General features: G+C 70.3%; 8 protein-coding genes. All 8 read right to left on the reverse strand.

Annotated features, from left to right (window positions below):
• Positions 1–6: 6 nt before the first annotated feature.
• Positions 7–2,988, reverse strand: a complete 2,982-nt coding sequence (locus tag ACFW6B_RS27510) for a beta-galactosidase (protein ID WP_386599871.1) — start codon at positions 2,986–2,988, stop codon at positions 7–9.
• A 257-nt stretch (positions 2,989–3,245) separates the two neighbouring features.
• Positions 3,246–4,031: an intradiol ring-cleavage dioxygenase gene (locus ACFW6B_RS27515; protein ID WP_386599873.1), complete on the reverse strand. Its 786-nt coding sequence runs from the start codon at positions 4,029–4,031 to the stop codon at positions 3,246–3,248.
• Between the two features lie 403 nt (positions 4,032–4,434).
• A complete protein-coding gene (locus ACFW6B_RS27520; RefSeq protein ID WP_386599875.1) occupies positions 4,435–6,132 on the reverse strand; it encodes a pyridoxal phosphate-dependent aminotransferase in 1,698 nt (565 codons plus the stop codon).
• Positions 6,133–6,293: 161 nt separating this feature from the next.
• Entirely contained in the window at positions 6,294–7,442 is a 1,149-nt protein-coding gene (locus ACFW6B_RS27525; RefSeq protein ID WP_386599878.1) for an aldose epimerase family protein, read from the reverse strand.
• Between the two features lie 56 nt (positions 7,443–7,498).
• Positions 7,499–8,746, reverse strand: a complete 1,248-nt coding sequence (mmsB, locus tag ACFW6B_RS27530) for a multiple monosaccharide ABC transporter permease (protein ID WP_386599880.1) — start codon at positions 8,744–8,746, stop codon at positions 7,499–7,501.
• Positions 8,743–10,293 carry a multiple monosaccharide ABC transporter ATP-binding protein gene (gene mmsA, locus ACFW6B_RS27535; protein ID WP_386599883.1) on the reverse strand — a complete coding sequence of 517 codons (1,551 nt, stop codon included), beginning with the start codon at positions 10,291–10,293 and terminating at the stop codon, positions 8,743–8,745. Before mmsA ends, mmsB begins: the two co-directional genes overlap by 4 nt.
• A 32-nt stretch (positions 10,294–10,325) precedes the next feature.
• Positions 10,326–11,438, reverse strand: a complete 1,113-nt coding sequence (gene chvE, locus ACFW6B_RS27540; protein WP_386599884.1) for a multiple monosaccharide ABC transporter substrate-binding protein — start codon at positions 11,436–11,438, stop codon at positions 10,326–10,328.
• 139 nt (positions 11,439–11,577) lie between these two features.
• Positions 11,578–12,579 carry a hypothetical protein gene (locus ACFW6B_RS27545; RefSeq protein ID WP_386599887.1) on the reverse strand — a complete coding sequence of 334 codons (1,002 nt, stop codon included), beginning with the start codon at positions 12,577–12,579 and terminating at the stop codon, positions 11,578–11,580.
• Positions 12,580–12,583: the final 4 nt, after the last annotated feature.

Here is a 12,583-nt window from a genome sequence, read left to right on the forward strand (position 1 = left end):
CCTCTTCTACGCGCCCCGGGGGCCGGGGGAGGCGACCGGTGTCACCGGTACTCCTCCGGCCGCGCTGCCCAGCAGGGTCAGTTCCACCCGGCCGGGACCGGCGGGCGTGGTCCCGTCGGACAGCACCGCGAGGGCCAGGGTGTTGTGCCCCCGTGTGCGCAGCACCCCGTTGGGGAGCACGAACGTGTGCTGCGGGCCCACGTCGTTGATGTACTGGCCCATGTTCCAGCCGTTCAGGAAGATCTGGACGCGGTAGGCACGGGCCGGATCGTCCGTGAGGGTGAGCCCGATCGACGCGTCCACCGCGCTGTCCACACCGAGCCGGAAGCCGGTGCGGTACCAGGTGACGCCCTGGCGCAGTTCGGCGCGCGGGAAGCCGACGGCCTTCCAGCCGCCGTCCGCGAAGCCCGGCAGGTGCCAGCCGTGCCGCTCCCCGTGCAGCCCGCCGGTGTTGAGCGGTCCGCGCACCGGGTCGGGGGCCGCCTCGCCCCGGATGCGCCAGCGGACCGCCGGAGCGGCCCCGGCGAAGGTGACGGCCGTCAGGCCCCGGGCCGCCTTGTGCGCGTCGTCGGCCCTGCCGTCCTGGTCGTGCTGCATCCGCCGGACCAGGACGGACAGCACGTGGGAGCGCCGCTCCCGCGGCCGGACGGGGAAGGTGGCGGTGGCCGCCCAGGTGCCCTTGCGCACGGTCTTCTTGTCCGGCACCGGCATCCGGTGCGTGCCGAGGGGTTCACCGTCCAGCCAGGCCATCAGCAGCCCCTGGGCGCCGGTGACGTAGCTCAGGGACACGGAGTGCGCGTCGCCCGCGTCCGCGAAGTGCCCCCGGTACCAGACGTCTCCGTAGTGGAAGCCGTAGTCGTCGGCGAACAGGACCGGCTGCCCGGCGGGTACGGGGGTGACGCTGTGCGAGGCCGTCCGGTCCGCGGGCCGCCACGCGCCGTCGTCGTGACCGGGGGCCGACTCGGGGTTCTCCTCGGCCCGGAGCCAGCCGGTCAGGGCGGGCAGCCGCACCGGGCCCGGACCGGCCGTCGGCCGCTCGGCGCGCAGGCTTCCGGAGGGGGTGGCGCGGGCCCTCAGCGCGCGGCCGTTCCAGACGAGTTCGCTCGTCCCGCGCGGGCCCCACACCTCCAGGTCCGCCGCCTTCGTCGTGTCGCCGGTCAGACGTACGGCCGTGCCGCGCAGCACGGCCTCGCGCAGCAGGGCCGGGCCGTGCACCAGCACGGGGCCCGACGGTGTGTCGTGGCGCCACAGCCGGCGGGAGCTCTCGTCATCGGCGAACAGCAGCAGGAGGGGGGCCGTGACCCCGCCGCCCTCCACCCGGACCCGGGTGATGCCGTCCAGCACGGCGTCGATCCGCAGGACTCCGTCCTCGTAGCCGTACCCGGCGTCCCCGTCCAGCACGGTGACCGTCGGCTCGCTCGCGGCCTCCAGGCAGGTGCGCGTCGGCTCGCCCGTCCGGCCCGTGAACACGGCGATGTCCTGCCGTCCCGCGGTCAGCCACAGCATGGGCTGGGCGGTGGACCAGCGCAGCTTCCGGCGGCCCAGCGCGATCCCCTCGGCGAGCAGCCGCGCGTCGAGGCCGGGCACCGGCACCCGGGCAGCGGCTCCGGCGAACTCCACGGTCGCCACGGCCTCGGTGGGGGAGTCGTTGCGCAGCACGTGGAAGCGCGCCTTCGTGTCCGGGTTGACCAGGTGGTACGCCTTGACGCCGGGGCCCGCCCCCGGGCCGTCGCCGGGGAGGGGGTCGGCGCGGTCGAGCTTGGCCAGGTCGGGCACCGACTGCAGCAGCCGGCCGATCTGGTGCATGGGGACGAGCTTGTCCGTCGGCTGCCGGGCCTCGTCGATGGCGGCCCCGTAGTCGTACGAGGTGTAGACGATCGGCGCGGGCAGCCAGCCCCAGGAGGTGCCGCCGAAGGTCATGTAGACGTTGTGGAGCGTGATGCCGTTGGCGAGGTTGGTGAGGTAGAAGCGCCGTTCGTAGGCCGCGTCGCGGGTCCGGCGGGACTCGGCGTACCCGCGGCCGTCGAACTCCGCCCCGCCCCACGGGTCGAACCAGCCGCCTCCGAACTCGGGGACGAACCCCGGGGTGTCGGGGCTCGCGGTCGAGCCGCCCTTGAGGCCGCCGGGTCCGAAGTGCCCCCAGTCCGGCGGGGTCTTGAAGGGCGAGGGATAGCCGTCGAAGCCGTAGAGGTAACGCCCGCGCTCTCCGCCGGTGTCGAAGGTGCCGGGGGCCCAGTGGCCGTTCCTGCCCTTGTCGTTGTGGAAGAGGGGGACGTCGATGCCGTCGGAGCGCACTTTGGCGTACAGGTGCGCCATGTAGTCGCGGCCCGCGGGCTCGTCGACATGGTCGGCGTACTCGTTCTCCAGCTGGTACAGGACGATCGTGCCGCCGCCGTCGGTGTGGAGGTGGCGGACGGCGATGCGGTCGACGGCGGTCAGCCAGGCGTCGACGTGCCGCAGGTACGTGGGGTCGGACGTGCGGGCGACGCCAGGGGTGGCCGTCAGCCAGCCGGGGAAGCCGCCCGCGTCGACCTCGGCGTTGATGTACGGGCCGGGGCGCAGAATGACGTACAGACCGGTCTCGGCGGCCATGCGCAGGAAGAGGCCGAGGTCGCGGACCCCGGTGAAGTCGTGCTGTCCGGGTGCGGGGGAGTGGTAGTTCCACGCGACGTAGATGCTGACGGCGTTGTAGCCGTGGGCGCGCATCTTCTGCAGGACGTCCCGCCACAGGGAGGGGCTCGGCAGCCGGAAGGGGTGGAACTCGCCCGACCAGATCACCAGGCGCCTGCCGTCGATCAGCATCGAGTAGCGGTCGAAGCCGACCGTGTGCTTCCCGCCGTCGGCGGAGGGCGGTGCGGGGGCGGGGCCGGTGGGTGCGAGGGGCGCCCTTCCGGCCGCGCGCGCCGCGTCGTCCCCGCTGCCGCCGAGCGAGAGGCCGAGGGCGGCGGTACCGGCGAGCGCGCTGAAGGTACGTCTGCTCAACACCATGCGGGTTCTCCCGGGGGACGGCGACGGGGGTTCCCTCCGTCAGGCCGGGGCCGGCCGGACGGCGGAGGTGCGGCCATTGTCCACAGGAGCAGGTCATTCGATGGTCGTACGACAATCCCGGCGCGGGGGATTACGCGGTATGGCCGTGACCGGGACGTCCGGATGCCGCAGCCGCCGCCCCGGCGGTCGCGGCCGGGGGCGGCCCGCGGGTGCGCGGACCGCCCCCGGCCTCCGTGTGTGTGGGGGGAAGGCGCGGGTCAGCTCGTCTCGACGCCGAGCGTCAGGGTGCCGGTGTAGCCGGCGGAGGTGGTGCTGCCGAGGGCCGTCAGGGTCAGGAGGCCGGAGGAGGCGCCTCCGTCGTCGTAGATGGAGTCCTGGGCGAGGGTGGTGCGGGTGACCGTGTTGGTGGAGTACGGGGACACCCTGGCCATCGCCGCGGTGATCGTCTCGTTGAAGAAGAGCTGGCCGGTGTGGATCTCCCGGCCGCCGGTGAAGGAGCCGTCGGAGGTGAGGGTGACGCCGGTGTGCACCTTGACGTGGATGTGCACGCAGCGGCCCCGGTACCAGCCGGGGTAGAGGGTGGTGATGTTCGCGACGCCGGACGTGTTCGTCAGGACGCCGCCGCGCAGGAAGGTGCCGTCGTCCGGCTCGCTGTGGCCGTTGTTGCCGACGAAGCCGGAGTACTCGCCGAGCGCGTCGCAGTGCCAGATCTCGACGAGGGCGTTGCCGATCGGCACGCAGGTGTCGTCGTCGACGACGGTGAGCACCAGCTTGAGCGGGGCGCCCGCCTTGCCTTCGGTGACGTCGGAGCGGACGAGCTGGCCGTCGAGGTAGTAGGGGCCTTCGGTCATCTCCTTGGTGAGGGTGCAGACGGCCGCGGCGGCGGGGGCCGCGTCGGCCGGTGTGGGAGCGGGTGTGGGGGAGGGGGCGGCGGGTGCCGCGGCGGCCACGGCCAGTGCCGCGGCGGAGGCGCCCGTGGCGATCAGTACGGTCCGGCGCCCGACGGGGGCCTCCGACGTGTCCTTCGTGGGGGTTTCTGTCATGGACACGGCACCGTAGGGAGGGATGCTGTCGATCGGCTGTCAGTTCCGTAAAGCGACGGGCCGTCAAGCTCCTTGCAGGACACACTGTCCGGCCGCCCCGCCGCACGGGGGTGCGGCGGGGCGGCGGGGCGGAGACACGAAGGAGGCGGAGACGCCGGCGGGTCGGTCCGCCCGGCGCTCCGCCGTGGTGTCGGCGGTGCTCCGCCGTGGTGCCGGACGCCGGTCGCGGCGCCCCTGCACAGGGGTTCCGTGGTGCCGGGCGGGGATACCTCTGCCCCTGCCCGGGCCCTTGGACTGCGGCGGTTCCCCGCGCCCGGCCCGTGGGGAGGCCGGCAGCACGGGGTACCCGCCCGGCCTGTGGGGAGGCCGGCCGCACGGATCTCCGCGCGGCGGTACGAGTGGCCTATCCGGCCTGGTTGTACAGCATGGCGCCCACGGCGCCCCAGCCGCTGCCGTTGCTCGACGACTGGGGTGGGGGTGGTTCCGGCTGTGTCCTGCCGCGGACCTGGGCCGCCGTCAGGCCGCCCTGCGCGCCCATGGAGGCGGCGCCCCCCATGCCGGGCATGGCGGTCTGGGCGGCCGGCTGGAGGACGGGCGAGGGCGCCGGTGCCTGCATGGCGGCGGGGGGCATCTGGGCCGGCATGGCGCCCTGGGCCGGGGCCGGCCAGCTGGCGGGCTGCGGCGCGGGGTAGCCCTGGGCGGCGGCGGGCTGCTGCGGCGCGGGGTAGCCCGGCGCGGCGGCGGGCTGCTGGGCCGGGTAGGGCGAGGCCGGGGCGGACCGCTGCTGCGGCACGGACGGCAGACCGGGCTGCGGGGCGGCCGCGGCCACCGGCTGGGGCGCCGGGGCGGGCTGTCCGGGCCAGGCGTTCGCCTGCGCGGCCAGCTCCTGCATGCCCGCTCCGTTGGTCGAGCCGACGAGACGGTCCACCATGGCGTTGCCCGAGCCGTAGCCGTTGTTGTTGCTCAGCTCGGGTACGGCGGTCTCCTTGCGGGACCCGTAGAGCACCTGCTCCAGGCCGGCCACCAGCCGGAGCACGTCCGACTGGGGGCGCACCACGAGTCTCAGGAAGCGGCTGGAGGAGCCGACCTTGTTGCCGCACTCGCGGACCAGGATGCGGTGCTCGGTGAGCAGCCGGTCCCGGACCACGGTCCCCTCGGCGCCGACGGGAAGACGCACGAACAGGAAGTTGCCCTGCGAGGGGTAGATCGTCAGCCCCGGCAGCGCGGAGAGCTGACGGGCCATGTCGAGCCGGTCGCGGCGGACCATGTGCAGGCTCTCCATGTACTCCTTGCCGTGGTTCTTGAGCATGAACACCACGGTCTCCGCGAAGGAGTTGAGGTTCCACTTCGGCAGCATCGAGCGGACCTTGCCGGCCAGCGAGGGGTTGGCGACCATGTAGCCGAAGCGGATGCCGTGCAGACCGAAGTTCTTGCCGAGGCTGCGCAGCACGATGACGTTGGGCCGCATGACCGCGTCCTCGACCACGCTGGGCTCCTGCTCGGCGTCGGCGAACTCCAGGAAGGACTCGTCGATGACGACCAGGTCGAGGTCGGCCAGCGCGTCCATGAACTGGATGACCGACTGGCGCGGCAGGAAGCCGCCGTCGGGGTTGTTCGGGTTGCAGATGACGGCGACCTTGGTGCCGCGCGAGCGGATGAACTTGGCGTACGCGGCGAGGTCGAGCGCGAAGCCGTTGGACTCCTGGAGCGGGAACATGTCGACCCGCTTGCCGGTCTCCATCGGCTGGTCGGTCCAGCGGCCGAACGTGGGAACGGGGATCGCGAGGGACTCACGGACCAGCAGGTGGTCGATCCACGTGATGAGTTCGGTCGAACCGTTGCCCATCGCGACGCACTGCGGCGGAAGCTGGAGCAGCGAGCACAGCTCGCTGGTGATCGTGTCGGCGCTGCTCGGGTAGTAGGTGATGATCTCGCGCAGTCGGCTTCCGAGTTCGTCGAACATCGCCGGGGTGGGGAAGTACGGATTGCAGGGAATGCAGAAGTCCACGGGACCGGCCCCGTCGCTCTCCCGCGCCAGTGCGGCCATCGACGGACTGTGCGCCGCGGTGCCGCGAAAGAGCGAGGTGACATTGCCGGCCATGGAACCTCCGTATAAGGCGAGCCCGTTGGGGAGGACGGGCCCCCGTTCTTTGGGTGGCCCGCGCGGGGGAGCACGGGCCGCCCTCTCATACGGATGCGGATGCGGCGCTGTTCAATCGTTGTGAGGTTGTGCCGATGATGTGAACCGGCTGTGAGGTCGGATCAGGTGCCGAACGAGTGAATCGTGCTGGTCCGGTAGGTCTGTCCCGGCCGCAGCACCGTCGAGGGGAACGACGGCTGGTTCGGGGAGTCCGGGAAGTGCTGGGTCTCCAGGCACAGGGCGTCGCCCTGGCGGTAGACGTGACCGCCGGTGCCGACCAGGGTGCCGTCCAGGAAGTTGCCCGAGTAGAACTGCAGGCCGGGTTCGGTCGTCGCGATCGTCAGGGTGCGGCCGGAGGACGGGTCGCGGAGCGTCGCGACGTGCTCGGGCCTCGCCGTGATCCCCTTGTCGAGGACCCAGTTGTGGTCGATGCCCTTGCCGTACAGGAGCTGCTGGTGGGCCACCCGGATGTCCCGGCCGACGGTCTTGGTCCGGCGGAAGTCGAAGGGGGTGCCGGCGACCTTCGCCAGTTCCCCGGTGGGGATCAGGCCCGAGTCGACGGGGGTGTAGCGGGAGGCGGCGATCTCGAGTTCGTGGTCGTAGACCGAGCCGCTGCCCTCCCCGGAGAGGTTCCAGTACACATGGCTGGTGAGGTTGACGACGGTGGCCCTGTCGGTGGTGGCCTCGTAGTCGACGCGCCAGTCGCCCTTCCGGGTCAGGGTGTAGGTGACCTTCACCCGGAGCGTGCCCGGGTAGCCCATCTCGCCGTCGAGGCTGGTGTGGTGCAGGACGAGCCCGACGTCGGAGCCCGAGGTGAAGCCCTCCACGTCCCAGACCCGCTTGTCGAAGCCCTTGGCGCCGCCGTGCAGGCTGTTGACGCCGTCGTTGACGGAGAGCTGGTGGCTCGTGCCGTCCAGGGTGAACTGTCCCTTGCCGATGCGGTTGCCGTACCGGCCGATCAGGGCGCCGAAGTACGGGCTGGAGGCGACGTAGGAGTCGAGGTCGCCGAAGCCCAGCGAGACGTTGCGGTACCTGCCGTGCCGGTCGGGGACCTCCAGGTACTGGACGATCCCGCCGTAGGACAGGACCCCCAGCCGGGTACCGCCGTTCTCCAGGGACCACCGGTGGACCTTCGTCCCGTCGGCGAGCCTGCCGAACAGTTCCCTCAGGGGCCTCTTCGCGCCCGCTGCGTGCGCCGTGCCGATGCCGGCCGCCGCGGTTAACCCCGCTGCCGCCGCCGCTGCGATGACCGTACGTCTGCTCGTTTCCATTTCGCGGCTCCTGCCCAATGGAGGGGGCCCCGCCTTCTGGCGGGGCCCCGGCTGACTTACGAACCGACCTTGCGCTTGTTCCACACGTCGAACCCGACCGCGGCCAGCAGGGCCAGGCCCTTGATGACCTGTTGCCAGTCGGTGCCGACACTGAGGAGGTTCATGCCGTTGTTCAGCACACCGAGGACCAGACCGCCGATGATCGCGCCGAGGACGGTGCCGACACCGCCGCTCATGGACGCGCCGCCGATGAACGACGAGGCGATGGCCTCCAGCTCGAAGTTCAGGCCGGCCTTCGGGGAGGCCGCGTTCAGGCGGGCGGCCACCACCAGACCCGCCAGGGCCGCGAGCATGCCCATGTTCAGGAAGACGTAGAAGGTGACCTTCTTGTCCTTGACGCCCGACAGCTTCGCCGCCGGGAGGTTGCCGCCGATCGCGTAGATGTGACGGCCGAAGACGGCGTTGCGCATGACGTAGCCGTAGCCCACGACCAGCGCGCCGAGGATCAGCAGCACGATCGGCGCGCCCTTGTAGCTGGCGAGCAGCATCGTGACGGTGAGCACCGCGGAGACCAGCGCCACCAGCTTGAGCAGGAAGAGCTTCGCCGGCAGCACGTCCAGGGTGAACTCCTGCTGGCGCTTGCGGTCGCGGATCTCCTGGAGGACCACGAAGACGATCACCGCGAGGCCCAGCAGCAGGGTGATGTTGTGGTAGTTCGTGGTCGGACCGACCTCCGGGAGGAAGCCGTTGCCCATCTCCTGCAGACCGTCCGGGAACGGGCCGAGGGTCTGCCCCTTGAGCAGGATCTCCGTCAGACCGCGGAAGAGCAGCATGCCCGCGAGGGTGACGATGAAGGACGGTATGCCGAGATAGGCGATCAGGAATCCCTGGACCGAGCCCGCCACGGCGCCCACCGCCAGGCACAGCAGCAGGGCCAGCGGCCACGCCATCCGGTGCTCGACCATCAGCACGGCCGCGAAGGAGCCCACGAACGCCGTCAGCGAGCCGACCGACAGGTCGATGTGGCCCGCGATGATCACCAGCATCATGCCGATCGCGAGGATCAGGATGTAGCTGTTCTGCAGGACCAGGTTGGAGACGTTGCGCGGCAGCAGGAGCTGCCCGTCGGTCCAGACCGCGAAGAGGACGACGATCAGGCCGAGCGCGAGCAGCATGCCGTACTGGCGCATGTTCTGGCGCAGGCCGGCGAGCATCAGCCGCAGCAGGTTCTCCCCGGTGTCGGCGCTCCCGTCCTTGCCCGGCGGCGCGGCGGCCGGGATCTTGTCGGTCACATCGGTGCTCATCGCGTTACCTCTTTGTCCTTCGTCATCTGGCGCATCAGCACTTCCTGCGTGGCCTCGGCCCCCGAGAACTCACCGGTCAGCTGTCCCGCGGCCATGGTGTAGATGCGGTCGCACATGCCGAGCAGTTCGGGCAGCTCGGAGGAGATGAAGACGATCGCCTTGCCCTCGGCCGCCAGTTTGTCGATGACCGTGTAGATCTCGAACTTGGCACCCACGTCGATGCCGCGGGTCGGCTCGTCCAGGATCAGCACGTCAGGACCCGCGAAGATCCACTTGCTGAGGACGACCTTCTGCTGGTTGCCGCCGGAGAGCTTGCCCACCGGCTCGAAGACGGTCGGCGCCTTGATGTTCATCGACGTGCGGTAGCCCTCGGCGACCTGGCGTTCCGCGTGCTCGTCGACGATCCCGCGCTTGGCGACCTTGTCGAGCGCCGACAACGAGATGTTGCGGTTGATCGTGTCGATGAGGTTGAGACCGTAGTGCTTGCGGTCCTCGGTGACGTACGCGATGCCGTGACCGACGGCCTCCGCGACGGTCCTCGTACGGATCTCCTCGCCGTCCTTGAGGACCGTGCCGCCCGCGTAGCGGCCGTACGACCGCCCGAAGACGCTCATCGCGAGCTCGGTGCGGCCGGCGCCCATGAGACCGGCGATGCCGACGATCTCCCCGCGCCGCACCTGCAGCGACACGTTGTCAGCCACCTTGCGCTGCTGGTCGATCGGGTGGTGCACGGTCCAGTCGCGGATCTCCAGCGCGGGGGCCGCCCCCTCCTCCGCGTGGTGCGGGGTGCGCTCGGGGAAGCGGTGGTCGAGGTCCCGGCCGACCATTCCGCTGATGATCCGGTCCTCGGTCGTCCCCTCACTCTTCACGTCGAGCGTCTCGATGCTCCGGCCGTCCCGCAGGATCGTCACCGAGTCGGCGACCTTGCGGATCTCGTTGAGCTTGTGGGAGATGATGATCGAGGTGATGCCCTGCTTCTTCAGCTCCAGGATCAGGTCCAGGAGCTTGTCGCTGTCCTCGTCGTTGAGCGCCGCGGTCGGCTCGTCGAGGATGAGCAGCTTCACCTTCTTCGAGAGCGCCTTGGCGATCTCCACGAGCTGCTGCTTGCCCACGCCGATGTCGGCGACGCGGGTCTCGGGGTGGTCGTTCAGGCCCACCCGGCGCAGCAGCTCGGTGGCGTGACGGAGCGTCAGTCTCCAGTCGACGAACCCGCGCCTGGCGTGTTCGTTGCCGAGGAAGATGTTCTCCGCGAGGGAGAGGTAGGGCGACAGCGCCAGTTCCTGGTGGATGATGACGATGCCGTGCTGCTCGCTCGCCCGGATGTCCTTGAAGCGGCAGACCTCTCCCTCGAAGAGGATCTCGCCCTCGTAGCTGCCGTGGGGGTGGACGCCGGAGAGCACCTTCATCAAGGTGGACTTGCCGGCGCCGTTCTCACCGCAGATGGCGTGGACCTCGCCCTGCTGGACGGTCAGTGTGACGTCCGACAGCGCCTTGACGCCGGGAAAGGTCTTGACGATCGAGCGCATTTCCAGGACGGGTCCCGCCATGGTCGTGCCTTCCAATCCGTGAGGTTCGACGCTTACTTGAGCTGGTCCGCCGTGTAGTAGCCACCGTCGACCAGGACCGACTGGTAGTTGGACTTGTCGACGCTCACCGGCTGGAGCAGGTAGGCGGGAACGACCTTCGCGCCGTTGTCGTAGGTCTTGGTGTCGTTGGTCTGCGGCTTCTTGCCCTTGAGGACCTCGTCGACCATGCTGCCGGCGATCTTGGCCAGCTCACGGGTGTCCTTGTAGACGCTCTGCGTCTGCTCGCCCGCGATGATCGACTTCACCGACGCCAGCTCGGCGTCCTGGCCCGTGAGGACCGGCAGCGGCTTGCTCTTGGAGCCGTAGTCGTCCGACTTCAGCGCCGACAGGATGCCGATGGAGATGCCGTCGTACGGGGAGAGGACCGCGTCGACCTTCTTGCTGGAGTACGACTTGGTGAGGATGTCGTCCATGCGCTTCTGGGCGGTGGCGCCGTCCCAGCGCAGGGTGGTGACCTGGTTGAGCGCGGTCTGGCCGGACTGGACGACGAGCTGCTTCTTGTCGATGTAGGGCTGGAGCACCTTCATCGCGCCGCCGAAGAAGTACTTCGTGTTGTTGTCGTCGTTCGAGCCGGCGAAGAGCTCGACGTTGAACGGGCCCTTCTTGGAGCCGTCCGCGAGGCCGAGCTTCTGCAGGATGTAGTTGCCCTGGAGCTCGCCGACCTTCGAGTTGTCGAAGGACGCGTAGTAGTCGACGTTCTTCGAGCCGAGGATCAGACGGTCGTAGGCGATGACCGGGATGTCGGCGTCGGCCGCCTGCTGGAGCACGTTGTTCAGGGACTTGTTGTCGATGGCCGCCACGATCAGGGCCTTGACGCCCTGCGTGATCAGGTTCTCGATCTGCGCGACCTGCTGGTCGGGGTCGTCCTCCCCGTAGACCAGCTTGGTCTTGTAGCCCTTGGACTCCAGGTTCTTGACGACGTTGTCGCCGTCCGCGATCCAGCGCTCGGACGACTTGGTCGGCATCGCGATGCCGATCGTCCCGCCCTTGCTGCTGCCCTTGTCCTCCTTGCTGCCGCCTTCGCCGTTCTGGCCGCAGGCGGTGAGGGTGAGGGCGAGGGAGGCGGCTCCGGCGATGGCGGCGATGGCGGCTCTGCGGTTACGCATGATCATCATCCTTGATGTCTTGGACCGGGCTGAGTCTCACGGAGCTGGGATGTTCCGGGAGCGTTGCAGGTGAGGCTGAGAAGGTGTGTTGGATTGTGCGCGACTGTGTCTGCTTGTGTGAAGGGGCTTTGTGCGAACGTTATGAGGGAGTGTCGAAGCGCGAGAGCGTGCCGGGCAGCCGGGAGCCGAGCGGGGCCATGTCGCCGTCCGCTCCGTGGCGTGCCAGCAGGTCAAGGGCGAGACGGCCGCGCCGCACCCGTTCCCGGGCCGTGCTCAGGGTCAGGTCCCGCAGATGGTGTCCGTAGGGGTAGATCCCGGGGGTCTTGGACAGCCCGAACTTCAGGTACAGCGGTGCGCCGCGCCGGATCAGCTCGGCGACCTCGTACATCCGGATGTACCCGCCGAGATCGTCGGGGGCCTCGATGTACATGTCCATGGGGGCGGCGGAGACCCGCCGGATCTCGGTGAGGTGATCGAGCGTCAGGTCGCTCGGCACGTTCAGCGAGTCGGCGCCGAGGTTCTCGTACACGGCGTACGAGGCCGGGTTGACCGGACCGATCAGCGCCGAGACCTTGAACGTCGTGTCGGCCGGCAGGATCCCGGCGACACGCGCCCGGTGCAGCGTCCACAGCACGCCCTCGTCGGCGACGAGCAGGCACTTGACGCCCAGTTCCGTCGCCCGCACGGCGTCCTCGACGCAGCCGGCCACCGCGTCGTGGCCGCGGGCGCGCAGCCCGCCGCCGCGTGAGTCGGTGCGCGCCGAGGCGCCGATGTCCCAGATGCCGCGCGGCCCGGTGAACAGGCAGAGCTCGATGTCGCGCTCGCCGGTGGCCTCGACCATCTCGGTGATCTCGGCGTCGGTCAGCATCCAGACACCGCTGCCCTGGCTGATCCGGTGGATCGGCACGTCGAGCCGCGAGGCCTCCTTGAGGACCACGGCGAGCGCCTCGGGGCCCTCCACGGAGGGGACCTCGGTGCGCCAGCGACCGCCTCCGGGGAAGGTGTGCGGCGAGGCGTCGTCGGGGGAGAGGGCGGGCGCGCCCAGGCCGAGCGCGGCCAGTGCGGGCTCGCCGGGGCGACGGGGCGCCGTGGGAGGGGCGTCGGTCACAAGCTGTCCTTCATTGTTCGATATTTCGGTCATGGTT

Source organism: Streptomyces sp. NPDC058751, from assembly GCF_042746485.1.
In the GTDB taxonomy this organism is placed as follows: Bacteria; Actinomycetota; Actinomycetes; order Streptomycetales; family Streptomycetaceae; genus Streptomyces.